Below are 26,753 nucleotides of genomic sequence, written 5' to 3'. Positions count from 1 at the left end.
TTGGAGGATTACAAACTAAGTGCTTCCAGCCTTGCAGAACAACACGCCATTCTGCTCGACCTTCTTAACCAGTGCTAGGCTGTGCCCGACAAGTGCGACGAATAGTATAGACGCCCTCGAAACCCGTCAAATCTTTTTTGAAAAAAACTGATTTTATTTAAGGGGTTAGGGCAATTTGCAGACCAAGCGCCTTTGCCCTCACGTCCTGGCATGCGAGAATGCGCGCACTTTTCTTCCCCCTCTCGATGGTTAATCACGCGTAATGACTGCACAACTTATCGACGGCAAATCAATCGCCGCCAGCCTGCGCCAGCAGATCGCCAAACGAGTCACCGAGCGCAGCCAGCAAGGCCTGCGCACGCCGGGCCTCGCGGTGATCCTGGTCGGCAGCGATCCTGCCTCTCAGGTTTATGTCTCGCACAAGCGTAAAGACTGTGAAGAGGTCGGCTTTATTTCCAAGGCCTACGACTTGCCTTCCGAGACCACCCAGCAGGCCCTTACCGACCTGATCGACGGCCTCAACGACGATCCGGCGATCGACGGCATCCTGCTCCAATTGCCACTGCCCGAGCACCTGGACGCCTCCAAACTGCTGGAGCGCATTCGCCCGGACAAGGATGTCGATGGTTTCCACCCTTATAATGTCGGCCGTCTGGCCCAGCGTATCCCGCTGCTGCGCCCGTGCACCCCAAAAGGCATCATGACCCTGCTGGAAAGCACTGGTGTCGACCTGTACGGCCTCGACGCCGTGGTCGTCGGCGCGTCCAACATCGTCGGTCGCCCGATGGCCATGGAACTGCTGCTGGCCGGCTGCACCGTGACCGTCACCCACCGCTTCACCAAGGACCTTGCCGGCCACGTTGGCCGCGCTGACCTGGTGGTCGTCGCCGCCGGCAAGCCGGGCCTGGTCAAGGGTGAGTGGATCAAGGAAGGCGCCATCGTCATCGACGTAGGCATCAACCGCCAGGACGACGGCAAGCTGGTCGGCGACGTGGTGTACGAAACCGCCCTGCCCCGCGCCGGCTGGATCACTCCAGTGCCAGGCGGTGTCGGGCCGATGACCCGCGCCTGCCTGCTTGAGAACACCTTGTACGCCGCCGAAACCCTGCACGATTAATAACCAGGCGTACTGAAAAAGCCCTGCTTTATCGCAGGGCTTTTTATTGCCCGCAATAAAACCTGTTTTTTCTTAGTTTTTAAGCACTTTCGTCCGGTTCTAGAAGAACATTCGACAGTTTCTGATCCATACTCCTAAAATGTAACGGCATTTATCAAAAACCCGTTTCCGAACGGTATTTCCTTACTTTTTTAGCGAGTTCATCCGCGTGAAAATTCGTCTTTCTATCATCAGCCTATTTTTCGCTTTCACAGGCCACTTCGCGCACGCCGCCGAAACCACCCAGGCCCCGCGTGATACGTCCAAGCTGCAAATCGCCTCTGGCAGCGCCATGCTGGTGGACCTGCAGACCAACAAGGTCATTTATTCCAGCAACCCGGACGTGGTGGTGCCCATCGCTTCGGTGAGCAAATTAATGACTGGCCTGATCGTGCTCGAAGCCAAGCAGAACATGGATGAGTACATCGATATCAACATCACCGACACGCCGGAAATGAAAGGCGTGTTTTCGCGCGTGAAGATCGGCAGCCAGATGCCGCGCAAGGAAATGCTGCTGATCGCCCTGATGTCCTCGGAAAACCGCGCCGCCGCGAGCCTGGCCCACCACTATCCGGGTGGCTATGCAGCCTTCATCGCCGCGATGAACGCCAAGGCCAAGGCACTGGGCATGACCAGCACGCATTATGTCGAACCCACGGGCCTGTCGATCCACAACGTGTCCACCGCCCGCGACCTGAGCAAATTGTTGGCCGCCGCGCGTCACTACCCGTTGCTGAGCCAACTGAGCACCACCAAGGAAAAGACCGTGTCGTTCCGCAAGCCCAACTACACCCTGGGCTTCTCTAACACGGACCACCTGATCAACCGCGCCAACTGGGACATCAAGCTGACCAAGACCGGCTTCACCAACCAGGCCGGCCACTGCCTGGTGCTGGTGACCAGCATGGGCAACCGTCCGGTGTCGCTGGTGATCCTGGATGCCTTTGGCAAATTCACTCACTTTGCCGATGCCAGCCGCATTCGCAACTGGGTCGAGACCGGCAAAAGCGGTTCGGTGCCGGATGTGGCGTTGCGCTACAAGGCTGACAAGAACCTGAAAAACCGTCCTAACGCCGCCGAAGTACGTCGCTGATCACACACTGATGCAGGAGCTGGCGTGTGTGGGAGCTGGCTTGCCTGCGATCGCATCACTGCGGTGTAACTGGAACACCGCAGTGCCTGCATCGCGGGCAAGCCCGGCCCCCACACAACCCCGCTCCCACACTGGAGCGTTGGTGTGTTGTTTACTTGCGTTCCGCCAGCACCTTCAGCGCCTGCGCCGCCGCGCCCTCCTGCCCCGCCTGGCCCGTCGCGTTGGCCGCATCCCGCCAGCGCTGCGCGTCCACATTGGCCGGCAACTGGCTCGGGCGCTGGGTGAGGATCGCCCAACTTCCGGCGCTGTTCCACTTTGACTCAAAGTCGCTGAAGCTCATCAACAACCGTCGGTCCATGCCCGAGCGCAGCAACACCGTGCTTTTCTGTTGATTGAAACCCACCACGACCACGTAGCGCGCGTCCGACCACAGCCCGCCGCCGATCCGCGCCATCACTGGATAACCCGCCGCCACCTGTGCAAGCACCGCTGTCAGCTTGGCGTCCACCGGGTACACCATCAGCCCGTACTCGCGCGCCAGCACCTGCATGTTGCGCTCAAGGTCCGCTTCGCCGCCCGGCAGGTGCAGCGGCTTATCCAGCAACCCCGGTGTCATGACAATGCCTTGTTGCGACAGCATGCTGGCTAATGCCGTAGGACCGCTCTGATAAGCCTCGCTGCGAAACGTCGGCACGCCATTGAGTTCGACACGTTCCGGCAGGCCCGCCAGTTTCGACGGCGTCGCGGAACAGGCCGCAAGCCCCAGGGCGCAGGCCAATAGAACGGATGTTTTAAGGTTCGACCGTAACCGCAATTTTCTACTCTCTTGATCAACTGCCGGTAAGGGCCCTGATCATAGGACGCCCGGCCACGCGGGTATAGCCCGCAGGCTTAGTAAAGGGAATGGATAGAGCAAAGAAGTTGGAAGGACACGACCATTGGTCAATAGCAGGCAACGGCCAGGTAGCTAGACTGTCCATTGAGAAGACTGTGTGTGCCCCGGACGGGGCGTAAGGAGGCCCGAATGAGCCTTGCAACAACGATTTTCCTATTGATCTGCGGTTGGCTGGCGGTAGCCGGCGCCATGTTGTGGGGGGTGTTGCGCATAACCCGCCGGCACCATCCCCCCCACGTCAAACCCGCTGCACCTGCCAAGCCCCATAAGGCGGCAGTGCATCACGCCTAGCCAGGCATGCAATTGAAGTCCTGAGTCGCCGCGACTTCCTTGCCGTGGCCATCCATCAAGGCGGCGCGCACGGTGGTGCCGAGGCTGGATTCCACCAGGGTGTAGTGCTCACCCGCCTTGAAGTGCTTGTATTCGACGCGACCCTGGCAGTCCTGCTGGTTGTCGTCGCCCGGTTCTTCTTCGAACAGCGTTACATCCAAGCGATGGTCGCCCGGCGGCACTTCAAAAAAGCGCCCGTCATCCACGCGCTTGCCGTCTACACGCTCGGCCATCAGGTCGTTCGGTGCCTCTTCTTTCAGACCGATCCACGCTTCGCTCGGGTCAGCCTTGGGGATCGGGCCGGCGCACGCCGACAACAACAGCACGGCACCGAGGGCGGGGATCAACAGCAGTGGTTTGAGTGAAATGGTTTTGAGTGACTGGGTTTTGAGTGACATGGCAGGGCTCCAAAGCAGGACATGTGTCCGATGGGTTACAAGCTTGGGGAGCGGACCTGTGTAGAACAAATGAATACATATGAAACGATCTTCAGCGCCTACCTAAATGTTCCTTCACCTGGCTGAAAGGTGCGTGTTAGGTGGGTCGCGTGAGACTGCCGGGGTTTGCAATCCTGCTCCTCTGGAGGTTCACGCATGCTCGGGCTGGTAAAGACCGCACTGCAAAAGCCGTACACGTTTATCGTGTTGGCCATATTCATCTGCATCATCGGGCCGATGGCGGCCCTGCGTACCCCCACTGACGTTTTCCCGGATATCGGCATCCCCGTGGTCGCTGTGGTGTGGCAGTACAACGGCCTGTCGCCGGACGCCATGGCCGGTCGGGTGATCTACACCTACGAACGCTCCCTGAGCACCACCGTCAACGACATCGAACACATCGAATCGCAATCGCTGCCCGGCATGGGCATCGTGAAAATCTTTTTCCAGCCTGGCGTGGATATCCGCACCGCCAACGCCCAGGTGACGGCGGTGTCACAAACCGTACTCAAGCAAATGCCTCCGGGCATCACGCCGCCGCTGATCCTCAACTACAGCGCCTCGACGGTGCCGATCCTGCAGATGGCGTTCTCCAGCCCGAGCCTTTCGGAAGCGAAGATCCGCGACCTGGTGCAGAACAATATCCGCCTGCCGCTGAGCGCCCTGCCCGGCCTGGCCATGCCCACGCCCATGGGCGGCAAGCAGCGCCAGATCACCCTCGACCTCGACCCGCAGGCGCTCGCCGCCAAAGGCTTGTCGGCCCAGGACGTGGGCAATGCCCTGGCGTTGCAGAACCAGATCATCCCGGTGGGCACCGCCAAACTCGGCCCCAACGAATACACGATCCTGCTCAACAACAGCCCCAAGGCCATCGATGAACTCAACGACCTGCCGATCAAGACCGTCGACGGTGCGCTGATCACCATCGGCCAAGTGGCCCACGTACGAGATGGTTCGCCGCCGCAGACCAATATCGTGCGCGTCGACGGCCACCGCGCGGTACTGATGCCGGCACTGAAAAACGGCAGCATCTCGACCCTGTCGATCATCGACGGCATCCGCCAGATGCTGCCGCGCATCAATGAAACCCTGCCGCCGTCGCTGAAGACTTCGCTGCTCGGCGACGCCTCGGTGTTCGTCAAGCAATCGGTGGGCAGCGTGGCCCAGGAAGGCATCATCGCCGCGTTGCTGACCAGCGCGATGATCCTGCTGTTCCTCGGCAGTTGGCGTTCGACATTGATCATCGCCGCCTCGATTCCGCTGGCCGTGCTGTCGGCCATCGCGCTGCTGGCGGTCAGCGGGCAAACCCTCAACGTGATGACCCTCGGCGGGCTGGCGTTGGCGGTGGGGATCCTGGTGGACGACGCCACGGTGACCATCGAGAACATCAACTGGCACCTGGAGCAAGGCAAGGCGGTGAAGACTGCGATCCTCGACGGTGCCGCGCAAATTGTCGGGCCGGCGTTCGTCTCGCTGCTGTGTATCTGCATCGTGTTCGTGCCGATGTTTTTGCTGCAAGGCATCGCCGGCTACCTGTTCCGGCCGATGGCCCTGGCGGTGATCTTTGCCATGGCCAGCTCCTTCATCCTCTCGCGTACGCTGGTGCCGACCCTGGCGATGTTCCTGCTCAAGCCGCACATGCCCGAGGCCGGTGCAGGGCATCATCCGGAAGATGCGTTCATCAACCACCACGAGGGCGAGCAGCACACAACACCACGCAACGCGGTGCTGCAATCGGTGCTGAATTTCCAGCAAGGTTTCGAGCGCCACTTCTCGAATATCCGTGACACCTACCACGGCCTGCTGACCCTCGCCCTGGGCAACCGCAAGGGTTTTATCGTCGGTTTCCTGGCCTGTGTCCTGGCGTCCTTCCTGCTGTTGCCCAGCCTGGGCCAAGACTTCTTCCCGGCCACCGATGCAGGCGCCCTGGCCCTTCACGTGCGTTTGCCACTGGGCACGCGTATCGAAGAAAGCGCCGCCGCCTTCGACCGCATCGAAGCGCGGATTCGTGAAGTCATTCCCGCCGAAGAGCTGGACACCATCGTCGATAACATTGGCATCCCGCTCAGCGGCATCGACATGGCCTACAGCAGCAGCGGCACCATCGGCCCGCAGGACGGCGATATCCAGGTCACCCTGAAAAAAGACCACGCCCCCACCGCCGACTACGTGAAAAAACTGCGCGAAGCCTTGCCGCAAAGTTTCCCCGGCAGCCACTTCGCCTTCCTGCCGGCGGACATCAGCAGCCAGATCCTCAACTTTGGCGCCCCGGCCCCGCTGGACGTGAAAATCTCCGGGCGCAGCGATGAAGAAAACCGTGCCTATGCGGTGGAGCTTGAGCGTCGCTTGCAGCACGTACCGGGCATTGCCGACCTGCGTATCCAGCAGTCCACCGGCTACCCGTCGCTGCAGGTGAACGTCGACCGCATGCGCGCCAATGGCCTGGGCATCACCGAGCGTGACGTGACCAACAGCATGGTCGCCTCCCTCGCCGGCAGCTCCCAGGTGGCGCCAACCTTCTGGCTCAATCCGGCCAACGGCGTGTCCTACTCCATCGTAGCGGCGACCCCGCAATACCGCCTCGACAGCCTGCCCTCACTGGAAGCCCTGCCGGTAACCGGCGCTGACGGTCAGTCGCAGATCCTGGGCGGCGTGGCGACTATTGCCCGCGTGCAAAGCCCGGCGGTGGTCACCCACTACAACATCGAACCGACCCTGGACCTGTACGCCAACGTGCAAGGCCGCGACCTCGGCGGCGTGGCCCGCGACGTGCAAAAAGTGCTGGACGACACCGCATCCATGCGCCCCAAAGGCGCGGTGATCAGCCTGCATGGGCAGATCGACGCGCTGCATGAAGCCTTCAGCGGCCTGAGCTTCGGCCTGCTCGGTGCGGTGGTGCTGATCTACCTGCTGATCGTGGTCAACTTCCAGTCGTGGGTCGACCCGTTCGTGATCATCACTGCTTTGCCGGCGGCCCTGGCGGGGATTGTGTGGATGCTGTTCCTCAGCGGCACGTCTTTGTCGGTGCCCGCCTTGACCGGCGCGATCCTGTGCATGGGCGTGGCCACGGCCAACTCGATCCTGGTGGTGAGCTTCTGCCGCGAACGCCTGGCCGAACATGGGGACGCACTGAAGGCCGCCCTGGAAGCCGGTTACACGCGCTTCCGCCCGGTGTGCATGACCGCCCTGGCGATGATCATCGGCATGTTGCCCCTGGCGATTTCCGAAGAGCAGAACGCCCCGCTCGGCCGCGCCGTGATCGGCGGCCTGATCCTCGCCACCACCGCCACCCTGTTGTTTGTCCCCGTGGTCTTCAGCCTGGTCCACGGTCGTCACCCTACTCGCGCAACTGCTGGAGAAACGTCTCATGTCGTCTGATCACAAACCCTCGCGCAAGCGTCTGATGCTCATGGGTGTCGGCGGCCTGACCCTGGCCGCCCTGTTGGTCGCCAACGGCCTGCACGCCCGCACATTGCACGAACAATCGGTCACCGCCTGGACCGAGACCGCCGCCGTCCCGCAAGTGATGGTGTTCCAACCGCAGCAGAATGCCGCGGGCGACACCCTGCGCTTGCCGGCGCACCTGGAAGCCTGGAGCAAGGCGCCGATCCACGCCCGCGTCAGCGGCTACCTCAAGGACTGGAAAGCCGACATCGGCACCCAGGTCAAGTCCGGGCAGATCCTCGCCGAGATCGACAGCCCCGACCTCGACCAACAACTGGCCCAAACCCATGCGCGGCTGGTGCAGGAACAGGCCAATGCACGCCTGGCCGCCACCACCGCCACCCGCTGGCAGAACCTGCTGGCCAGTCACTCGGTGTCGCGCCAGGAGGCCGATGAAAAAACCTCCAACGCCGCTGCCGCCAAAGCCAACGCCGAAGCCGCCGCTGCCGATTACGCCAGGCTTACGGCACTGGAAAGCTTCAAGACTATCCGCGCGCCATTCGCGGGCACCATCACTGCACGCAACACCGACATCGGCCAGTTGATCAAGGCCGATACCGACAGCGACCCGGAGCTGTTCAACATCGCCGACACCCACCAATTGCGCCTGTATGTGCCGGTGCCGCAGAACTATGCGGCGGTCATTCACCCAGGCCTCGAAGCCGAGCTGACCGTGCCCGAGCACCCCGGCGAGCATTTCAAGGCGCGCCTGATCGGCGACTCCACCGCCATTGACCGCCGCTCCGGCACCCTGCTCGCGCAGTTCGTCGCCGACAACCCCAATGGCGAGTTGCTGCCCGGCGACTACGCCGAAGCCACCCTGCCGATTCCAGCGGACACCCATGGCGTGAGCATCCCGGCCAGCGCGCTGATCTTCCGTGCCCAAGGCACCCAGGTGGCGGTGCTGGATGCGCAGAATCATGTGCACCTGCAAGACATCCACATCGGCCTCGACCTGGGCGAACGCCTGGTCATCGACCAAGGCCTGAAACCCGCCGACCGCGTGGTCGACAACCCGCCCGACGCCCTGCGAGAAGGCGACCCGGTACAACTAGCCGACGCCTCTGGAGGTACGCATGCGCCCAAGGCTTAAGCCCCTCGCGGCGTTGATGCTATTGGCGTTGCAGGGTTGCTCGATGGCGCCCACCTACACAGTGCCGTCACTTGACCTGCCCGCAAATTACCGCGAACAGACCAGCGATGGCCCGTGGCACAGCGCGCAGCCCTCCGACTCATTGGCGCCCGATTGGTGGACCCTCTACCACGACCCGCGCCTGAACGACCTGCAACAGCAACTGCTCAAGGCCAACCCGGACCTGGCGGCGGCACTGGCACACTTCGATGCCTCCCAGGCGTATGCCAGCCAGCTGCATGCCGGGCTGTTCCCGCAGATCACCGCCAGCGCGCAGCCATTGCGCCAGCGTCAATCGGACTCGCGGCCATTGCGGGGGACCACGCAGCCGTCGGTGTACAACAGCAATACGGCGGGGTTTTCGCTGAGTTATGACCTGGACCTGTGGGGCAAAATCCGCAACCAGGTCGCGGCCGGCGACGCCCAGGCACAAGCGTCCGGCGATGACTTGGCCGTGGCGCGCCTGAGCCTGCAACATCAGTTGGCGACGCTGTATGTGCAACTCAATGGGCTGGATGCACAGGCGCGGATTCTCAACAGTTCGCTGGAGGATTTCCGCCAGGCACTGCAACTGACTCGCAGTCGGTATGAGGGCCAGATTGCTTCGGAGCTGGACCTCACCCGCGCGCAAAACCAACTCGCCGAAGCCAAGGCGCAACTGGATGAAGTCCGCGGGCAGCGCAATCTTACTGAACACGCCATGGGTGAGTTGGTGGGTGTGGCGGCCAGTGACTTCAGCGTGCCGCCGAGCCAGCAACTGATCGCACTGCCGGGCATCCCGTCGCAGTTGCCGAGCCATCTGCTGCAACGCCGGCCAGACATCGCGGCGGCGGAGCGTCGCGTGTTTGCCGCCAACGCCAACATCGGCGTGGCCAAGGCGGCGTGGTACCCGGATTTCAGCCTGACCGGCTTGATCGGCGGGCAGACCCAAGGGGTTGGTAACTTGTTGTCCGCTAGCAATCGCTATTGGGCGCTGGGGCCGTTGGTGAACTTGCCGATCTTTGATGGCGGGCGCTTGAGCGCCAATGAACGCCAGGCCAAGGCCGAGTTTGAAGAAGCCTCGGCGCACTACCGCAGCCAGGTGCTGAAGGCCGTGCGCGAGGTGGAAGACAACCTGGCACAACTGCGCGATTTGCAGCAGGAGGCGCAGGATGAGCAAGCGGCGGCTGATGCGGCGCAGCACACCCAAGCGCTGGCCATGAACAGCTACCAGGCCGGGGCCGTGAGCTACCTGGACGTGGTGACGGCGCAGACGGCAGCGTTGCAAGCGCAGCGGACCTTGCAGGCGGTGCAGACCCGGCAGTTACAGGCGAGCGTCGGGCTGGTGACCGCGTTGGGTGGCGGCTGGCAGCCCTCTTCCTGACACTGTCCTTCCTCCGTAGGAGCCGGCTTGCCGGCTCCTACGGTGGGCAGTGAAGGCTTAGGCGGCGAGCTTGCCGCTGGCGATTGCCGCCGATGCGGCCACCATGGCGCGCAGCAGCACCGCACACCCTGCCGCCAGGTCATCCGGCGCGGCATTCTCGATTTCGTTATGGCTGATGCCGCCTTCACACGGCACGAAGATCATCCCCGCCGGGCCCAGTTCGGCGACGAAGATTGCGTCGTGACCTGCCCCGCTGACGATGTTCATGTTCGACAGGCCCAGGCCATTCGCCGCATTGCGCACCGCTTCCACGCAGCCTTTGTCGAAGTACAGCGGCGGGAAGTCCGCGGTGGGCTCCATCTCGAAACTCAGCCCATGTTTGGCGCAGGTGTCTTCAATGACCTGGCGCACTTGGGCAATCATCGAGTCCAGGCGCGCCGGTTCCAGGTGGCGGAAGTCCAGGGTCATGCGCACTTCGCCGGGAATGACATTGCGCGATCCCGGATAAGCCTGCAAGCAACCCACCGTCCCACACGCATGGGGTTGATGACCCAGCGCTGCCGCGTTGACCGCCGCCACCACTGCTGCCGCGCCCACCAGTGCATCCTTGCGCAGGTGCATCGGCGTTGGCCCCGCATGCGCTTCAACCCCACGCAGCTTCAGGTCAAACCACTTCTGCCCCAGTGCGCCGAGCACCACACCGATGGTTTTCTTCTCGTCCTCAAGAATCGGGCCTTGCTCGATATGTGCTTCGAAATACGCCCCCACCTTATGCCCACTGACCGGCCGCGAGCCCGCATAGCCAATCGCATTCAATGCATCGCCGACGCTGACGCCGTCCACATCGACCTTGGCCAGTGTGTCCGCCAGGGTGAATTTCTCGGCGAACACGCCGGAGCCCATCATGCACGGCGGGAAGCGCGAGCCTTCCTCGTTAGTCCACACCACCACCTCCAAGGGCGCCTCGGTTTCCACCTTGAGGTCATTGAGCGTACGCAGCACTTCCACACCCGCCAGCACGCCAAAGCAACCGTCAAACTTGCCACCGGTGGGCTGGGTGTCGATGTGGCTGCCGGTCATCACCGGTGGCAGGTTGGGATTGCGCCCGGGGCGACGAGCGAAGATGTTGCCGATGCCGTCGACGGTCACGGTGCAGCCAGCGGCCTCGCACCACTGCACGAACAGGTCGCGGGCCTTGCGGTCAAGGTCGGTAAGGGCCAGGCGACAGACGCCGCCCTTGGGGGTGGCGCCGAGTCTGGCCAGGTCCATCAAGGATTGCCACAAGCGGTCGCGGTTGATGTGCTGATGGGTCGATTGCAGAACGTCGAGGGCAGCGTTCATGGGGGATCTCCTCAGGCTACATTTCTTATGGATTGATTCAATTCCATCAATGGAATGCGGTCATACATGTGGGAGCGGGCTTGCTCGCGAAGAGGCCGTGTCAGTCGCTGCAAATGTCGCCTGAAAGACCGCATTCGCGATGCGAGCCCGCTCCCACATGTGGATTGCATTTCAAATGATCTACAGTGGTGTTTTCACCGCGACCGGGCTGGCCCCGCGCTTGGCATTCAGGCCGTAATACAACAAGCCACCCAAGGCCGAACCGGTAAACCAGCCATAGCTGTAGAACCAACTGAACGCATCGCTGCCCAGTGACAGCAAGGTCAGCACCACCGGCACGCCAAAGGCGATGAAGCCGCTCCAGTTCCACGCCGGGTAAACGTCATCGCGGTACAGGCCCGCCAGGTCGAGCTGCTGTTTGCGGGTGATGAAGTAGTCCACCACCATGATCCCGGCAATCGGCCCCAGCAGGCTTGAATAGCCGAGCAACCAATTGGAATAAACGGTCTCCAGGCTCACATCGGAAACGATCAGCCCGAGTTTTTTCAGCAGCTCATGGGCCATCAACGCCAACCCCACCAGGCCGGTCAGGATCACGGCGGTGGTGCGGTTGATCAGCTTGGGGGCGATGTTCTGGAAGTCGTTGGTGGGCGAGACAATGTTCGCCGCGGTGTTGGTGGACAAGGTGGCGATGATGATCAGCGCCATGGCAATGGCGACCCACACCGGGCTCTGGATATGCCCGATCAGGGTCACCGGGTCGGACACGCTGACGCCCACCAGTTTCACCGAGGCGGCGGTCATGATCACGCCGAGGGCGGCGAACAGGAACATGGTCAGCGGCAGGCCGAATATCTGCCCGAGGATCTGGTCCTTCTGGCTTTTGGCGTAGCGGCTGAAGTCGGGAATATTCAATGACAAGGTGGCCCAGAAACCCACCATCGCCGTGAGGCCGGCCATGAAGTAACCGGTGAGGCTCGCACCCTCGGGACGCTTGGGCGGGATCGCCATCAGTTCGCTGATCGACACGTTAGGCATCGCCCACACCAGCAGGCCAATCCCCACCGCCACCAGCAGCGGCGCCGACAGGGTTTCAAGGCGCTTGATCGATTCGGCACCGCGCAGCACCACCCACAAATTCAGGCACCAGAAAATCATGAAGCCAATCACTTCACCCGTGCCGCCGAGGGATTTCCAGCCCTCGAAAATCGAGCCCAGGAACAGGTGGATCGCCAACCCGCCGAACATCGTCTGGATACCAAACCACCCGCACGCCACCAGTGCCCGAATCAGGCACGGCACGTTCGAACCGAGGATGCCAAACGACGAACGCAACAGCACCGGAAACGGTATGCCGTACTTCGTGCCAGGAAACGCATTGAGGGTCAGCGGGATCAGCACCACGATGTTGGCGAGCAAAATCGCCATCAGCGCTTCGCCCACCGACAGGCCGAAATACGCAGTGAGCACGCCGCCCAACGTGTAGGTGGGCACGCAGATCGACATGCCGACCCACAGCGCGGTGATATGCCACTTGTTCCAGGTGCGTTCATGCACCTTGGTCGGTGCCATGTCGTGGTTGTAGCGAGGGCTGTCGAGGACGTCGGGGCCGGCGTCGAGTTCGTACAGGCCGTTGCGCTCAATGACTTGCGATCTGTTCTGTTGCATGGCCGCTCCACGGTTTTTTCGAATTATTGTTGCTCGCCTGCCATTGGGTGCAGGCGGCCGGAGTACCTCGTAAACAACATGACATCACGGATCCGGCCAGCCGCCACTGCACTCAATAACCGTGCCGACAACCGATACCGCACCCACACCGCGTATATAACTGGCTGATGTTAATCAGCTTTCCGATTGAGCCTTCGGTACTTGCCGCGTTACTCAGGCTAGATAACGTGGAAGTTGCCCGAACGATCAGGACTCAATCTGGTGCAACACGATTATTTTTATTCACTGCCTTCGTCAAGAGGCATGTCTCAAGCGTCTGATTTGCAATAAGAAATGTTGCTCAATTAAAGAACCTGTCAAGTGCGTCAAAATGGTGAGAGCGCGCTACATTTTGGTGATTTCAAATTTTTTGCCTTATTAATCAATGAATTAAACACGATATAAGCTTATAAAAAATCTTCTTGCCCAATCGAAAAACTCGGGCTAGCTTCTATTCCTGTCACCGATGACAGGAATTAACCGACCATCGGTAAGCAGCATTACAACACTTAGAACTGGCACAAGCCGGTCAAGCCTGTGAGGAACTCGACATGTCGCTGTTGATCCGTGGCGCCACCGTTATTACCCATGATGAAAGTTACCGCGCCGACGTGTTATGCGCAGGCGGTCTAATTCGCGCCATTGGCACGAACCTGGATATTCCCGCCGGCACTGAAATACTCGATGGTAGCGGCCAATACTTGATGCCCGGCGGCATCGATCCCCACACCCATATGCAACTCCCCTTCATGGGCACCGTGGCCAGTGAAGACTTTTTCAGCGGTACGGCGGCAGGCTTGGCGGGAGGCACCACGTCGATCATCGACTTCGTGATTCCCAACCCACAGCAATCCTTGCTGGAAGCCTTCCACCAGTGGCGCGGCTGGGCGGAAAAATCCGCGTCCGACTATGGCTTCCATGTGGCGATCACTTGGTGGAGCGAGCAGGTGCGCGAGGAAATGGCCGAGCTGGTCAGCCACCACGGCATCAACAGCTTCAAGCATTTCATGGCCTACAAGAACGCGATCATGGCGGCGGACGACACTCTGGTCGCCAGCTTCGAGCGTTGCCTGGAACTGGGCGCAGTGCCTACGGTGCATGCCGAGAACGGCGAGTTGGTGTATCACCTGCAACGCAAGCTGATGGCCCAGGGCATCACCGGGCCGGAAGCGCACCCGCTGTCGCGTCCGTCCCAGGTGGAGGGCGAAGCGGCCAGCCGCGCGATCCGCATCGCCGAGACCATCGGCACGCCGCTGTACCTGGTGCATGTGTCCACCAAAGAGGCGCTGGACGAAATCACCTACGCCCGTGGCAAGGGCCAGCCAGTCTACGGCGAAGTCCTCGCCGGCCACCTGCTGCTGGACGACAGCGTCTACCAGCACCCCGACTGGCAAACCGCCGCCGGCTATGTAATGAGCCCGCCGTTCCGCCCGCGCGGGCATCAGGAGGCGCTGTGGCACGGCCTGCAATCCGGCAACCTGCACACCACCGCCACCGATCACTGCTGCTTCTGCGCCGAGCAAAAAGCCGCCGGCCGTGACGACTTCAGCAAGATCCCCAACGGCACCGCCGGTATCGAAGACCGCATGGCGCTGCTGTGGGACGAAGGCGTCAACACCGGGCGTCTGTCGATGCAGGCGTTCGTCGCACTGACTTCCACCAACACCGCGAAGATTTTCAACCTCTACCCGCGCAAAGGCGCGATTCGCGTGGGTGCGGATGCGGACTTGGTGCTGTGGGACCCAGAGGGCACGCGGACCATTTCCGCCAAGACCCATCACCAGCAGGTCGACTTCAACATCTTCGAAGGCAAGACCGTGCGCGGCGTGCCGAGCCACACCATCAGCCAGGGCAAGCTTGTGTGGGCCGATGGCGACCTGCGCGCCGAGCGCGGTGCCGGGCGGTATGTGGAGCGGCCGACGTATCCGCCGGTGTTCGAGCAGTTGAGCAAGCGGGCGGAGCGTTCCAGGCCCACTGCAGTGAAACGCTAAAAGCGGCCTTCGGCCTATCGCAGGCAAGTCGAACCGTCGCACCGCCGGCTCCCACATTTGAACGATGTGAACCCGATCCCATGTGGGAGCTGGCTTGCCTGCGATAAAGCCAGCAACGGCAACACAAAAACCAATGCCCATCAGAGGCAGCACCTCAATAACCGTGAGGCCACCACCGTGATCCAGACCCTGACCCACCTCCCCCATCCCGCTGAGGATGGCGCCACCCTCGCCAGCCACTTCACCGACCTGGCACCGCCCCTCAATGCGCGCCAGGCGCAACTGGAAGCGTCGCGCTGCCTGTATTGCTACGACGCACCGTGCGTGAACGCGTGCCCCAGCGAGATCGATATCCCCTCGTTTATCCGCAATATCCACACCGAAAACGTGCAAGGCGCGGCGCAGAAAATCCTCTCGGCCAATATCCTCGGCGGCAGTTGCGCGCGGGTCTGCCCCACGGAGATTTTGTGCCAGCAGGCCTGCGTGCGTAACAACGCCGAAGAGTGCGCACCGGTGCTGATCGGCCTGCTGCAACGTTATGCGGTCGACAATGCCCACTTCACCGAACATCCCTTCCACCGCGCCGCGTCCACCGGCAAGCGCATCGCCGTCGTCGGTGCCGGCCCCGCTGGCCTGGCTTGCGCCCACCGCAGTGCGTTGCACGGTCATGACGTGGTGATTTTCGAAGCCCGGGAGAAAGCCGGTGGCCTGAATGAATACGGGATCGCCAAGTACAAACTGGTGGATGACTTTGCGCAGAAGGAGCTGGATTTCCTCCTGCAGATCGGCGGCATCGAGATTCGCCACGGCCAGCGCCTGGGGGACAACCTCACCCTCAGCGAACTGAATCAGCAATTCGATTCGGTCTTCCTGGGGCTGGGCCTGGCCGCGAGCAAACAGCTGGGCCTGCCCTTTGAGGACGCCCCCGGCCTGCTCGCCGCCACCGACTACATCCGCGAGTTGCGCCAGGCCGATGACCTGACTCAACTGCCGCTGGCCGACCGTTGCATCGTGCTTGGCGCCGGCAATACCGCCATCGACATGGCCGTGCAAATGGCCCGCCTTGGCGCCCGCGACGTCAACCTCGTGTACCGCCGTGGCCTGGCTGACATGGGCGCTACCCACCATGAACAAGACATCGCCAAGGCCAACCAGGTGCGCCTGCTCACCTGGGCCCAGCCCGAAGCCGTGCTGCTGGATGACCTGGGCCACGTACGCGGCATGCGTTTTGTGCGCACGCGCATGGAGAACGGCCGCTTGCACCCCACCGGCGAAACCTTCGAGCTGGCCGCCGATGCGATTTTCAAAGCCATCGGCCAGGGTTTCGACAATGAGGCACTGCACGACCCGTTGGCGCAGCAACTGCACCGCGTCGGTGAGCGCATCTTTGTCGACGAACAGCTGCGCACCAGTATTCCCGGTGTGTATGCCGGTGGCGACTGCGTCAGCCTCGGCCAGGACCTTACCGTGCAGGCCGTGCAACACGGCAAGCTGGCTGCCGAAGCCATGCACGCCCAACTCATGCTGAATGTGGAGGCTGCGTAATGGCCGATCTCTCGATTGTGTTTGCCGGTATCAAAGCCCCCAATCCGTTCTGGCTGGCTTCCGCGCCGCCCACCGACAAGGCCTACAACGTGGTGCGCGCCTTCGAAGCCGGCTGGGGCGGCGTGGTGTGGAAAACCCTGGGTGAGGACCCGGCAGCGGTCAACGTGTCATCGCGTTACTCGGCCCACTACGGCGCCAACCGTGAGGTGCTGGGCATCAACAATATCGAGTTGATCACGGACCGCTCCCTGGAGATCAACCTGCGGGAAATCACCCAGGTGAAAAAGGACTGGCCCGACCGCGCACTGATCGTGTCGCTGATGGTGCCGTGCGTGGAGGAATCCTGGAAAAACATCCTACCGCTGGTGGAAGCCACCGGTTGCGACGGTATCGAGCTGAACTTCGGCTGCCCCCACGGCATGCCCGAACGCGGCATGGGCGCGGCGGTGGGCCAGGTGCCGGAGTATGTGGAACAGGTGACACGCTGGTGCAAGACGTATTGCTCGCTGCCGGTGATCGTCAAGCTCACGCCCAATATCACCGACATCCGTGTGGCAGCGCGGGCGGCGTATCGGGGCGGTGCGGATGCGGTGTCGCTGATCAACACCATCAACTCCATCACCAGCGTGGACCTGGAACGCATGGTCGCCCTGCCGGTGGTCGGCACCCAGAGCACCCACGGTGGTTACTGCGGCTCGGCGGTGAAGCCCATTGCACTGAACATGGTCGCCGAAATCGCCCGTGACCCGCAGACCGAGGGCCTGCCGATCTGCGGCATTGGCGGCATCGGCAACTGGCGCGACGCAGCGGAATTCGTCGCCCTGGGCTGCGGCGCGGTGCAGGTGTGCACGGCGGCGATGCTGCACGGGTTTCGGATCGTGGAAGAGATGAAGGACGGGCTGTCACGCTGGATGGACAGCCAAGGCTACACAAGCCTGCAGGAATTCTCCGGGCGCGCGGTGGGCAACACCACGGATTGGAAGTACCTGGACATCAACTACCAGGTGATCGCCAAGATCGACCAGGCAGCCTGCATTGGCTGCGGGCGTTGCCATATCGCCTGCGAAGACACCTCGCACCAGGCCATTGCCAGCCTGAAACAGGCGGATGGCACGCATAAATATGAGGTGATCGACGATGAGTGCGTGGGCTGCAATCTGTGTCAGATCACCTGCCCGGTGGCCGATTGCATCGAGATGGTACCGATAGACACCGGCAAGCCGTTTTTGAATTGGACGCAGGATCCGAGGAATCCCTACCGGGAGGCTGTGTAACCCGAAATAGTGTGGTGAGCGAGCTTGCCTCGCGCGGGGAAAGCCCGCTCACCACAACAATGGGATCAGCTCACCGATATCAAGGCTCCAACCCAATCCCCCGCAAAATCACACCTGTCACCGTCTGGATCGCCTTCTCGAACTGCATATCCGACAACGGCTGGTGATCATTCAAAATGTTCACTTGGTGATCAAAGTCGGCATAGTGCTGGGTCGAGGCCCAGATCATGTACAGCAGGCTCGACGGCTCCACCGGCAGGATGCGTCTGTCCTCCACCCATTGGCGAATTTTCGCTTCCTTCATCTTGGCCCAGTCGTACAGGCTTTCATCCAGCGCCTCACCCAGGGTCGGCGCACCATGGATGATTTCGTTGGCCCAGACTTTTGAACCATACGGCCGCGTGCGCGAGCGCTGCATCTTGGCGCGAATGTAGCTACTGAGCACCACCCGTGGGTCATCGAAGGTTTCGAAGCTCAGGGCGTCCTGCTTCCACACTTCCAGCAGGTCGAACAGCACGGCGCTGTACAGCTCGCTTTTGGTGGTGAAGTAGTAATGCAGGTTGGAGCGCGGCAGTTGCACTTCTTCAGCGATGTCGGCCATGGCGGTGCTGCCATAGCCTTTTTCGGCGAAGACTTTCTCCGCCGCCAGCAGGATTTTTTCGACGTTGACCCGACGAATTCCGATCTTGTGATTGCCCATAAGGGCTCCCTGACAACAACTTGGCTTAAAGACTACCATCGGCTCTAGATCGCGGCGACAGGCCATAATGAAACTTCTGACGCGAGCCTTTCGCCTGGAAAACGGATTGGTTAGGATCGCGATCCCCATGAAGGATCATTGCAATGACTATTCGACCTCGCGTGGCCACCGACGACCCTGTGCTGGGAGCGCTGTGGGAGCGCTCGGTACGCGCCACCCATGACTTCCTCCCCGAGGATGACATTCAACGGTTACTGCCCCTGGTGCGCGATACTTACCTGCCCATGCCCGCCCTGGAGGTGTGGGTATACGAGGATCAGGACGGTATCGCCGGTTTTATCGGCACCGGAGGGCAAAATGTCGAAATGCTGTTTATCGACCCGGACCGTCGTGGCCAGGGCATTGGCCGCCAGTTGCTCGACCACGCCCGCGCCCGTCACGACACCCTTACGGTGGATGTCAACGAACAAAACCCCCAGGCCGTGGGGTTCTACCTGCACTATGGTTTTATCCAGGTCGCGCGCTCGCCGCTGGATGGCGAAGGCAAGCCCTTTCCCTTGCTGCACATGGCTCTACCGACTCCCTGAACCTGAAGGTATTGAACAATGTTGATCAAGAAAAGCCTCACCACCGTCGCCCTGCTCGCCTCCCTGCTGGGCGCTTCGGCGGCGTTTGCCCATGCCCATCTCAAGAGCGCTGAACCTGCGGCAGACAGCAGCGTCGCTGCGCCCAAGGACCTGCGGCTGACCTTCAGCGAAGGCGTCGAAGCCACGTTCACCAAGGTGTCCCTGAGCAAGGACGGCACCGAAATCGCCATCAAGGGCCTGGAAACCCCGGATGCCGACAAAAAAGTCCTGGTCGTCACGCCGGCCGCGCCGTTGGCCGCCGGTAACTACAAGGTGGTGTGGAACGCAGTCTCGGTCGACACCCACAAGAGCAACGGTGAATACAGCTTCAAGGTCGGCCAATAACCCATGGCAACCCTGCTGGTGCTGTGCCGCTTCCTGCATTTCACCGTCGTGTTGTTGATGTTCGGGGCCTGTGTGTTCAGGCCCTGGCTGGTGGGCGCTGAACCGCAACCGGTACTCGACCGGCAACTTCACCGTATCACCCGTGGGCTGGCCTGGCTGGGGTTGGGCTCCGGCCTCGCCTGGTTGCTGCTGATCACTGCCAGCATGGCCGGCAGCTGGGCGGCGGCGTTGCAGCCGGCCACGGTGCAACTGGTTCTGGGCAAAACCTTCTTCGGCCAGGTATGGACCTGGCACCTGCTGCTGAACCTGCTGCTGGTCATCGTGCTGATCAAGCCCTGGCCGGCATTGCGCCTGCCGGTAATCGCGCTGCTGCTGGCGACGCTGGCGCCGGTCGGGCATGGCGCCATGCTCGATGGGCTCAGCGGACAATTGTTGATCCTCAACCAAGTGGTGCACTTGGTCTGCGTGGGGGCGTGGCTCGGCGGGCTGTTACTGCTGGTCCTGATCCTCAGGCAGCCGCATGGCCACCCGGTGCCGGCGATCCTCAGGCGCTTCAGCGGCGTGGGCTATGGCCTGGTCGCCGGGTTGCTGGTCACCGGCCTTATCAACGTGCGCGTACTCACCGGGCAACTGTGGCCCACGCCGTTGTTCAACGGGTTCGCGCTGATCCTGTTGATCAAGGTTCTGTTGGTGCTGGGGATGTTGGCGCTGGCCTTGTTGAACCGCCTGCGCATCGAACGCTGTGAAGCGCGACCGGACACGCTGAAGGCCAGCGTGATGCTGGAATGGTTACTGGGTGTTTCGGCGGTAGCCGCCGTTTCGCTGCTGGGAACCCTTCCGCCGATGGTCATGGCTGGCTAAAAAAGAAATTGGAATGCAATCAATGTGGGCGCTGGCTTACCGATGCAGACACTTCGGTACATCAGACAGACCGAGTCGATGCCATCGCCGGCAAGCCAGCTCCCACATTTAGATCGTGGGGCTACAGTCAGATAGCGGTCAGCTGTCCGGCCGCCTTCGCGAGCAAGCCCGCTCCCTCAGTTGGATCGCGGGGTAACGGTTAGATTGTGGTCGGCTGCCAGGCCGCTTTCGCAGGCAAGCCAGCTCCTCCACTGACCCTGCCCCTCTAGATCAAGCCACCCCAGGTCATCGTATAACTTCCGCTTGACAGCCCTCAAAAACCCCGCAAATATCCCCCTCAATGTTGTACGACGACGTACGACAAATAATAAAAACAACAAAAAGGGAGTTCCACTGTGAGTCAATTCGCCCGCAATTCCTCCTCGTCTATCGGCCTCCTCGGTCTAGGCAGCCTGGCATTTACCCTCCCCCTCAGCGTCCACGCCGACGGTTTTATCGAAGACGCCAAGGCCACGCTCAACCTGCGCAACGCCTACTTCAACCGCAACTTCACCAACCCGACCAACCCCCAGGGCAAGGCCGAAGAGTGGACGCAGAACTTCATCCTTGATGCCAAGTCCGGCTTCACCCAAGGCACCGTGGGTTTCGGGATTGATGTCCTGGGCCTGTACTCGCAAAAACTCGACGGCGGCAAAGGCACCGGTGGCACGCAGTTATTGCCGATCCACGATGACGGGCGCCCCGCCGACAACTTCGGCCGCCTGGGCGTGGCCCTGAAAACCAAGCTGTCGAAGACCGAATTGAAGGTCGGCGAGTGGATGCCGGTGCTGCCGATCCTGCGCTCCGACGACGGCCGCTCGCTGCCCCAGACCTTCCGTGGCGGCCAGGTCACCTCCAGCGAAATCGCCGGCCTGACCCTCTACGGCGGCCAGTTTCGCGGTAACAGCCCGCGCAACGACGCGAGCATGGAAGACATGTTCATGAACGGCAAAGCCGCGTTCACCTCCGACCGTTTCAACTTCGGCGGCGGTGAGTACAGCTTCAACGACAAACGCACCCAGGTCGGCGTGTGGTACGCCGAACTCACGGATATCTACCAGCAACAGTATTTCAACCTGACCCACAGCCAACCCGTGGGCGACTGGACACTGGGCGCCAACCTCGGCTTTTTCAACGGCAAGGAAGACGGCAGCGCCCTGGCCGGCGACCTCGACAACAAGACCGCCTTCGCCCTGCTCTCGGCCAAGTACAACGGCAACACCTTCTATGTGGGCCTGCAGAAACTCACCGGCGACAGCGTGTGGATGCGGGTCAACGGCACCAGCGGCGGCACCCTGGCCAACGACAGCTACAACGCCAGCTACGATAACGCCAAGGAAAAGTCCTGGCAGGTGCGCCATGACTTCAACTTTGTGGTGCTTGGCATTCCGGGGCTGACCATGATGAACCGCTACATCAGTGGCAGTAACGTACACACCGGGGCGATCACCGACGGCAAGGAATGGGGCCGCGAATCGGAACTGGCCTACACGGTCCAAAGCGGTGCGCTGAAGGACCTGAACGTGCGCTGGCGCAATTCGACCATGCGTCGGGATTTCAGCAATAACGAGTTTGATGAAAATCGGCTGTTTATCAGCTATCCGATTTCACTGTTGTAACCCGTCCAACGTGGGAGCTGGCTTGCCTGCGATGGCGGCGCATCAGCAATGTAGATGTCAACTGACCGTCCGCAATCGCAGGCAAGCCATTTCCCACAATTGTATTTTGGCGTCAGCAAGAACGTTGACAACCTAGGGAATCCCTAACGATACTTCGGCATAGTCATACGACAACCTACAACAACAATGGAACCCTCATGACCACCACCACAACCACGCCCGTTCCATTCAATCGCCTGCTGCTCACCGGTGCCGCTGGCGGCCTGGGTAAAGTCTTGCGCGAGCGCCTGCGACCTTACGCCCAGGTACTGCGCCTGTCGGATATCGCCAACATGGCTCCGGCTGCCGACGCGTGCGAAGAAGTGCAACCCTGCGACCTCGCCGACAAACAAGCCGTGCACCACTTGGTGGAAGGCGTTGACGCGATCCTGCACTTCGGCGGCGTATCGGTGGAGCGCTCGTTCGAAGAGGTCCTCGGCGCCAACATCTGCGGCATTTTCCATATCTACGAGGCCGCCCGCCGCCATGGCGTGAAGCGCGTGATTTTCGCCAGCTCCAACCACGTCATCGGCTTCTACAAGCAGGGCGAAACCCTCGACGCCCACTCCCCGCGCCGCCCGGACAGCTACTACGGCCTGTCCAAGTCCTACGGCGAAGACATGGCCAGTTTCTACTTCGACCGCTACGGCATCGAGACCGTGAGCATCCGCATCGGCTCGTCGTTCCCGGAGCCGCAGAACCGTCGGATGATGCACACCTGGCTGAGCTTCGATGACCTGACCCAACTGCTCGAACGCGCGCTGTACACGCCGAACGTCGGCCACACGGTGGTCTACGGCATGTCGGATAACCTCGACACCTGGTGGGACAACCGCTACGCCGCCCACCTGGGCTTTGCGCCAAAGGACAGCTCCGAGGTGTTCCGCGCCCAGGTCGAAACCCAGCCACCGGTGGCCGACAATGATCCGGCCAAGGTTTACCAAGGCGGCGCGTTCTGCGCAGCCGGCCCCTTCGGTGATTGACCCATGAGCGCCGAATTGATTGTCGACGCGCGCAATGCCGTGGGTGAATGCCCGGTGTGGGTGCCTGAGGAAAACGCCCTGTACTGGGTGGACATCCCCAAGGGCGGCCTGCAACGCTGGAGCGCCGCCAGCGGCCATATCGCCGCCTGGACAGCCCCGCAAATGCTCGCCTGTATCGCCCGCACCACGGCAGGCAACTGGGTCGCCGGGATGGAAACCGGCTTCTTCCAGCTCACCCCGCACAACGATGGCAGCCTCGACACCACGCCCCTGGCGAGCGTCGAGCACCCGCGCACGGACATGCGCCTGAATGACGGCCGCTGTGATCGCCAGGGCCGTTTCTGGGCCGGCAGCATGGTGCTGAACATGGGCTTGAACGCGGCTGAGGGCACCCTCTACCGCTACGCGTCCGGCGCGGCACCCCACGCCCAACTGGGCGGGTTCATTACCCTCAATGGCCTCGCGTTCAGCCCGGATGGCCGCACGATGTATGCCTCGGACTCTCACCCACTGGTGCAGCAGATCTGGGCCTTCGACTACGACATCGACACCGGCACGCCGTCCAATCGCCGCGTGTTCGTGGACATGCACAACCACCTGGGCCGCCCCGATGGCGCCGCCGTGGACGCCGATGGCTGCTACTGGATCTGCGCCAACGACGCCGGGCTCATCCACCGCTTCACCCCCGAAGGTCGCCTCGACCGTTCCCTCACCGTACCGGTGAAAAAACCCACCATGTGCGCCTTTGGCGGCAGTCGCCTGGACACCCTGTTCGTCACCTCGATCCGTGATGACCAGAGTGCACAGTCACTGTCCGGCGGCGTGTTCGCCCTCAACCCCGGCGTTGTCGGATTGCCGGAGCCCCAGTTCATCCTCTAGCTGCATCGCTGTGCCTTGAATACAACAATAACAAGACAGGAGAGACATCCCATGGACTTCAAACGCACCTTGCTCGCCGCTGCATTCTTCACCCTCAGCAGCGCCGCCCACGCGCTGGAAATCAAATTTGCCGACATCCACCCGGACGGTTACCCCACCGTGGTCGCCGAAAAGAACATGGGCGCGGCCCTGACCAAGGAAAGCAACGGTGAACTGACCTTCAAGTTCTTCCCCGGTGGCGTCCTGGGCTCCGAAAAGGAAGTGGTCGAACAGGCCCAGGTCGGTGCTATCCAGATGGCCCGGGTCAGCCTGGGTATCGTCGGCCCGGTGGTCCCCGACGTGAACGTGTTCAACCTGCCGTTCGTGTTCCGCGACCAGGCGCACATGCGCAAGGTTATCGACGGCGAGATCGGCGATGAGATCCTCGCCAAGATCACCGACTCGGAGTTCGGCCTGGTGGCCCTGGCCTGGATGGACGGCGGCACGCGCAACCTCTACACCAAGAAACCGGTCCGCAAGATCGAAGACCTCAAGGGCATGAAGATCCGCGTGCAAGGCAACCCGCTGTTCATCGAGGCCTTCAATGAAATGGGCGCCAATGGCATCGCCATGGACACCGGCGAGATCTTCAGTGCCCTGCAAACCGGCGTGATCGACGGCGCAGAAAACAACCCGCCGACCCTGCTGGAACACAACCATTTCCAGAACGCCAAGTACTACACCCTCACCGAGCACTTGATCCTGCCCGAGCCCATCGTGATGTCGAAAATCACCTGGAACAAGCTCACCCCCGCCCAGCAGGTCATGGTGAAAAACGCCGCCAAGGCCGCCCAGGCTGACGAGCGCGTGTTGTGGGACGCCAAGTCCGCCAGCAGTGAAACCAAGCTCAAGGCCGCCGGTGTCGAGTTCATCACCGTCGACAAAAAACCCTTCTACGACGCCACCGCGCCGGTGCGCGCCAAATACGGTGCGGCTTACGCCGACATCATCCAGCGCATCGACGCCGTTCAGTAACGCCCTCCTTCTCTAGCAAGGCCCGGCGCGGTCGGCACTGACGCGCCCGGTTACGGTGAACGCCATGAAGAATTTACTGCTGCGCATCAACGACCGCATCTACATGACCTGTATCTGGGTCGCCGGCCTCTCGGTACTGGGGGTCGCATTGATCATTCCCTGGGGCATCTTCGCCCGCTACGTCCTCGGCACCGGTTCCAGTTGGCCGGAACCCACCGCCATCCTGCTGATGCTGGTATTCACCTTCATCGGCGCCGCCGCCAGTTATCGCGCCGGGGCGCACATGTCGGTGGCGATGATCACCGACCGCCTGCCTCCCACCCAACGCCGCGTCGTCGGCATCGTTTCCCAGCTGCTGATGGCAACCATCTGCCTGTTCATGGCGATCTGGGGCACCAAGCTGTGCCTGTCCACCTGGAACCAGTTCATGAGCGCCATCCCCACGTTGCGCGTGGGCATCACCTACATGCCGATCCCGATTGGCGGGCTGCTGACCCTGGTGTTTGTGCTGGAGAAACTCCTGCTCGGTGACCAGAGCAACCGTCGGGTCGTGCGCTTTGACCTGGTTGAAGAAAGCGAAGGGGCCGCCTGATATGGACGCATTGATTCTGTTGGGCAGCTTTATCGCTTTGATCCTGATCGGCATGCCCGTGGCCTACGCCCTGGGGTTGGCCGCATTGATCGGCGCGTGGTGGATCGACATTCCGTTCCAGGCCCTGATGATCCAGGTGGCTGGCGGGGTGAACAAGTTTTCGCTGATGGCGATTCCGTTCTTTGTGCTGGCCGGGGCGATCATGGCCGAGGGCGGCATGTCGCGCCGGCTGGTGGCGTTTGCCGGGGTGCTGGTCGGTTTTGTGCGCGGTGGCCTGTCCCTGGTGAACATCATGGCCTCGACATTTTTTGGTGCGATCTCCGGCTCGTCGGTGGCCGATACCGCCTCGGTCGGCTCGGTGTTGATCCCGGAAATGGAACGCCGGGGCTACCCCAGGGAGTTCGCCACGGCCGTGACCATCAGCGGTTCGGTGCAGGCCCTGCTGACACCGCCCAGCCACAACTCGGTGCTCTACTCCCTGGCAGCGGGTGGCACGGTGTCGATCGCTTCGCTGTTCATGGCCGGCGTGGTCCCGGGCTTGCTGATGAGTGCCTGCCTGATGGTGCTGTGCCTGATCTTCGCCAAGAAGCGCGACTACCCCAAGGGCGAAGTCATCCCGCTCAAGCAGGCCCTGAAAATCTGCGCCGATGCGCTGTGGGGCCTGATGGCCATGGTGATCATCCTCGGCGGTATTCTCTCGGGCATCTTCACGGCCACCGAGTCCGCCGCGATTGCCGTGCTGTGGGCATTCTTCGTGACCATGTTCATCTACCGCGACTATAAATGGAGCGAGCTGCCCAAGCTGATGCACCGCACGGTGCGCACCATTTCCATCGTGATGATCCTGATCGCCTTTGCCGCCAGTTTCGGCTACATCATGACCCTGATGCAGATCCCGGCGAAGATCACCACGCTGTTCCTGACCCTGTCGGACAACCGCTACGTGATCCTGATGTGCATCAACGCCATGCTGCTGTTGCTCGGCACGGTGATGGACATGGCGCCGCTGATTCTGATCCTCACGCCGATCCTGCTGCCGGTGATCCTGGGGATCGGCGTCGACCCGGTGCACTTCGGCATGATCATGCTGGTGAACCTGGGGATCGGGTTGATCACCCCACCGGTGGGCGCCGTGTTGTTTGTGGGCGCGGCGGTGGGCAAGGTCAGCATCGAGAAAACCGTGAAAGCGTTGCTGCCGTTCTATGGCGTGCTGTTCCTGGTGCTGATGGCGGTGACCTACATCCCGGCGCTGTCGCTGTGGCTGCCCAGCGTGGTGCTGTAACCCTCCCCTTGTAGGCGCCGGCAAGCTGGCGCCTACAAGTGACCTGCATTTCAAGGTAAACATGTG

22 protein-coding genes are annotated in these 26,753 nt (G+C 61.7%); 17 read left to right on the top strand and 5 right to left on the bottom strand.

Annotated features, from left to right (window positions below):
- Window positions 1–262 precede the first annotated feature (262 nt).
- Both folD and pbpG read left to right on the top strand, forming a co-directional pair.
- Complete coding sequence (gene folD, locus CWC48_RS21485; protein ID WP_078049280.1) at window positions 263–1,117, top strand: bifunctional methylenetetrahydrofolate dehydrogenase/methenyltetrahydrofolate cyclohydrolase FolD; 855 nt, start codon at window positions 263–265, stop codon at window positions 1,115–1,117.
- Between the two features lie 208 nt (window positions 1,118–1,325).
- Complete coding sequence (gene pbpG, locus CWC48_RS21480) at window positions 1,326–2,249, top strand: D-alanyl-D-alanine endopeptidase (RefSeq protein WP_078049281.1); 924 nt, start codon at window positions 1,326–1,328, stop codon at window positions 2,247–2,249.
- A gap of 151 nt (window positions 2,250–2,400) precedes the next feature.
- Here the strand turns inward: pbpG and CWC48_RS21475 are convergent, their stop codons facing one another.
- Window positions 2,401–3,063: a peptidase C39 family protein gene (locus CWC48_RS21475; protein ID WP_100490261.1), complete on the bottom strand. Its 663-nt coding sequence runs from the start codon at window positions 3,061–3,063 to the stop codon at window positions 2,401–2,403.
- 368 nt (window positions 3,064–3,431) lie between these two features.
- Entirely contained in the window at window positions 3,432–3,842 is a 411-nt protein-coding gene (locus tag CWC48_RS21470) for a hypothetical protein (protein ID WP_100492435.1), read from the bottom strand.
- Window positions 3,843–4,067: 225 nt separating this feature from the next.
- On the opposite strand from CWC48_RS21470, the gene CWC48_RS21465 reads away from it, so the two are divergent.
- The 3 genes from CWC48_RS21465 to CWC48_RS21455 are packed head-to-tail and all read left to right on the top strand — an operon-like array spanning window position 4,068 to window position 9,850.
- A complete protein-coding gene (locus CWC48_RS21465; RefSeq protein ID WP_100490260.1) occupies window positions 4,068–7,289 on the top strand; it encodes an efflux RND transporter permease subunit in 3,222 nt (1,073 codons plus the stop codon).
- The gene (locus tag CWC48_RS21460; RefSeq protein ID WP_099492948.1) at window positions 7,279–8,448 is read left to right on the top strand and encodes an efflux RND transporter periplasmic adaptor subunit; all 1,170 of its coding nucleotides are present in this window, start codon (window positions 7,279–7,281) and stop codon (window positions 8,446–8,448) included. The genes CWC48_RS21465 and CWC48_RS21460 overlap by 11 nt, the downstream gene beginning before the upstream one ends.
- Window positions 8,432–9,850, top strand: coding sequence for an efflux transporter outer membrane subunit (locus CWC48_RS21455; protein ID WP_100490259.1), 1,419 nt, complete (start codon window positions 8,432–8,434; stop codon window positions 9,848–9,850). Before CWC48_RS21460 ends, CWC48_RS21455 begins: the two co-directional genes overlap by 17 nt.
- Before the next feature lie 57 nt (window positions 9,851–9,907).
- On the opposite strand, the gene CWC48_RS21450 is transcribed toward CWC48_RS21455, so the two are convergent.
- A complete protein-coding gene (locus CWC48_RS21450; RefSeq protein WP_100490258.1) occupies window positions 9,908–11,191 on the bottom strand; it encodes a Zn-dependent hydrolase in 1,284 nt (427 codons plus the stop codon).
- A gap of 180 nt (window positions 11,192–11,371) precedes the next feature.
- Window positions 11,372–12,859: an NCS1 family nucleobase:cation symporter-1 gene (locus CWC48_RS21445; RefSeq protein WP_100490257.1), complete on the bottom strand. Its 1,488-nt coding sequence runs from the start codon at window positions 12,857–12,859 to the stop codon at window positions 11,372–11,374.
- Between the two features lie 590 nt (window positions 12,860–13,449).
- On the opposite strand from CWC48_RS21445, the gene hydA reads away from it, so the two are divergent.
- The 3 genes from hydA to preA all read left to right on the top strand — a co-directional run bounded on the left by hydA (window position 13,450) and on the right by preA (window position 17,708).
- Window positions 13,450–14,889: a dihydropyrimidinase gene (hydA, locus tag CWC48_RS21440; protein ID WP_078049288.1), complete on the top strand. Its 1,440-nt coding sequence runs from the start codon at window positions 13,450–13,452 to the stop codon at window positions 14,887–14,889.
- Between the two features lie 177 nt (window positions 14,890–15,066).
- Window positions 15,067–16,434 carry an NAD(P)-dependent oxidoreductase gene (locus CWC48_RS21435; protein WP_100492434.1) on the top strand — a complete coding sequence of 456 codons (1,368 nt, stop codon included), beginning with the start codon at window positions 15,067–15,069 and terminating at the stop codon, window positions 16,432–16,434.
- Window positions 16,434–17,708, top strand: a complete 1,275-nt coding sequence (gene preA, locus CWC48_RS21430; protein WP_099492951.1) for an NAD-dependent dihydropyrimidine dehydrogenase subunit PreA — start codon at window positions 16,434–16,436, stop codon at window positions 17,706–17,708. The genes CWC48_RS21435 and preA overlap by 1 nt, the downstream gene beginning before the upstream one ends.
- Window positions 17,709–17,787: 79 nt before the next feature.
- On the opposite strand, the gene CWC48_RS21425 is transcribed toward preA, so the two are convergent.
- On the bottom strand, window positions 17,788–18,408 hold the full coding sequence (locus CWC48_RS21425; RefSeq protein ID WP_100490256.1) for a TetR/AcrR family transcriptional regulator: 621 nt from the start codon (window positions 18,406–18,408) through the stop codon (window positions 17,788–17,790).
- A 143-nt stretch (window positions 18,409–18,551) separates the two neighbouring features.
- Here CWC48_RS21425 and CWC48_RS21420 point away from each other — a divergent pair, with 143 nt between their 5' ends.
- From CWC48_RS21420 to CWC48_RS21380, 9 genes are all read left to right on the top strand, one after another.
- Window positions 18,552–18,995 carry a GNAT family N-acetyltransferase gene (locus tag CWC48_RS21420; protein ID WP_078049291.1) on the top strand — a complete coding sequence of 148 codons (444 nt, stop codon included), beginning with the start codon at window positions 18,552–18,554 and terminating at the stop codon, window positions 18,993–18,995.
- An 18-nt stretch (window positions 18,996–19,013) separates the two neighbouring features.
- A complete protein-coding gene (gene copC / locus CWC48_RS21415) occupies window positions 19,014–19,379 on the top strand; it encodes a copper homeostasis periplasmic binding protein CopC (protein WP_099492953.1) in 366 nt (121 codons plus the stop codon).
- Window positions 19,380–19,382: 3 nt separating this feature from the next.
- Complete coding sequence (gene copD, locus CWC48_RS21410) at window positions 19,383–20,240, top strand: copper homeostasis membrane protein CopD (RefSeq protein ID WP_100490255.1); 858 nt, start codon at window positions 19,383–19,385, stop codon at window positions 20,238–20,240.
- Between the two features lie 395 nt (window positions 20,241–20,635).
- Window positions 20,636–21,898: an OprD family porin gene (locus CWC48_RS21405; protein ID WP_078049294.1), complete on the top strand. Its 1,263-nt coding sequence runs from the start codon at window positions 20,636–20,638 to the stop codon at window positions 21,896–21,898.
- A gap of 197 nt (window positions 21,899–22,095) precedes the next feature.
- Window positions 22,096–22,920: an NAD(P)-dependent oxidoreductase gene (locus tag CWC48_RS21400; RefSeq protein ID WP_099492956.1), complete on the top strand. Its 825-nt coding sequence runs from the start codon at window positions 22,096–22,098 to the stop codon at window positions 22,918–22,920.
- A 3-nt stretch (window positions 22,921–22,923) separates the two neighbouring features.
- Window positions 22,924–23,799 carry an SMP-30/gluconolactonase/LRE family protein gene (locus tag CWC48_RS21395; RefSeq protein WP_078049296.1) on the top strand — a complete coding sequence of 292 codons (876 nt, stop codon included), beginning with the start codon at window positions 22,924–22,926 and terminating at the stop codon, window positions 23,797–23,799.
- A gap of 51 nt (window positions 23,800–23,850) precedes the next feature.
- The gene (locus CWC48_RS21390; RefSeq protein ID WP_099492957.1) at window positions 23,851–24,813 is read left to right on the top strand and encodes a TRAP transporter substrate-binding protein; all 963 of its coding nucleotides are present in this window, start codon (window positions 23,851–23,853) and stop codon (window positions 24,811–24,813) included.
- Between the two features lie 64 nt (window positions 24,814–24,877).
- Window positions 24,878–25,405: a TRAP transporter small permease gene (locus tag CWC48_RS21385; RefSeq protein ID WP_078049298.1), complete on the top strand. Its 528-nt coding sequence runs from the start codon at window positions 24,878–24,880 to the stop codon at window positions 25,403–25,405.
- Between the two features lies 1 nt (window position 25,406).
- Window positions 25,407–26,687, top strand: a complete 1,281-nt coding sequence (locus CWC48_RS21380) for a TRAP transporter large permease (RefSeq protein ID WP_078049299.1) — start codon at window positions 25,407–25,409, stop codon at window positions 26,685–26,687.
- The last annotated feature ends 66 nt before the right edge of the window (window positions 26,688–26,753 follow it).

This window comes from Pseudomonas sp. S10E 269, from assembly GCF_002798465.1.
In the GTDB taxonomy this organism is placed as follows: Bacteria; Pseudomonadota; Gammaproteobacteria; order Pseudomonadales; family Pseudomonadaceae; genus Aquipseudomonas; species Aquipseudomonas pergaminensis.
Note: the sequence above shows the minus strand (reverse complement) of the source record. Positions and strands in the feature narration are given on the sequence as shown.

What these genes read in the sequence shown, in the direction of transcription:
- folD (WP_078049280.1), top strand. Translation starts at nt 263, where the DNA reads ATGACTGCACAACTTATCGACGGCAAATCAATCGCCGCCAGCCTGCGC.
- CWC48_RS21465 (WP_100490260.1), top strand. Translation starts at nt 4,068, where the DNA reads ATGCTCGGGCTGGTAAAGACCGCACTGCAAAAGCCGTACACGTTTATC.
- CWC48_RS21460 (WP_099492948.1), top strand. Translation starts at nt 7,279, where the DNA reads ATGTCGTCTGATCACAAACCCTCGCGCAAGCGTCTGATGCTCATGGGT.
- CWC48_RS21455 (WP_100490259.1), top strand. Translation starts at nt 8,432, where the DNA reads ATGCGCCCAAGGCTTAAGCCCCTCGCGGCGTTGATGCTATTGGCGTTG.
- CWC48_RS21450 (WP_100490258.1), bottom strand. Translation starts at nt 11,191, where the DNA reads ATGAACGCTGCCCTCGACGTTCTGCAATCGACCCATCAGCACATCAAC.
- CWC48_RS21445 (WP_100490257.1), bottom strand. Translation starts at nt 12,859, where the DNA reads ATGCAACAGAACAGATCGCAAGTCATTGAGCGCAACGGCCTGTACGAA.
- hydA (WP_078049288.1), top strand. Translation starts at nt 13,450, where the DNA reads ATGTCGCTGTTGATCCGTGGCGCCACCGTTATTACCCATGATGAAAGT.
- preA (WP_099492951.1), top strand. Translation starts at nt 16,434, where the DNA reads ATGGCCGATCTCTCGATTGTGTTTGCCGGTATCAAAGCCCCCAATCCG.
- CWC48_RS21425 (WP_100490256.1), bottom strand. Translation starts at nt 18,408, where the DNA reads ATGGGCAATCACAAGATCGGAATTCGTCGGGTCAACGTCGAAAAAATC.
- CWC48_RS21420 (WP_078049291.1), top strand. Translation starts at nt 18,552, where the DNA reads ATGACTATTCGACCTCGCGTGGCCACCGACGACCCTGTGCTGGGAGCG.
- copC (WP_099492953.1), top strand. Translation starts at nt 19,014, where the DNA reads ATGTTGATCAAGAAAAGCCTCACCACCGTCGCCCTGCTCGCCTCCCTG.
- copD (WP_100490255.1), top strand. Translation starts at nt 19,383, where the DNA reads ATGGCAACCCTGCTGGTGCTGTGCCGCTTCCTGCATTTCACCGTCGTG.
- CWC48_RS21400 (WP_099492956.1), top strand. Translation starts at nt 22,096, where the DNA reads ATGACCACCACCACAACCACGCCCGTTCCATTCAATCGCCTGCTGCTC.
- CWC48_RS21395 (WP_078049296.1), top strand. Translation starts at nt 22,924, where the DNA reads ATGAGCGCCGAATTGATTGTCGACGCGCGCAATGCCGTGGGTGAATGC.
- CWC48_RS21390 (WP_099492957.1), top strand. Translation starts at nt 23,851, where the DNA reads ATGGACTTCAAACGCACCTTGCTCGCCGCTGCATTCTTCACCCTCAGC.
- CWC48_RS21385 (WP_078049298.1), top strand. Translation starts at nt 24,878, where the DNA reads ATGAAGAATTTACTGCTGCGCATCAACGACCGCATCTACATGACCTGT.
- CWC48_RS21380 (WP_078049299.1), top strand. Translation starts at nt 25,407, where the DNA reads ATGGACGCATTGATTCTGTTGGGCAGCTTTATCGCTTTGATCCTGATC.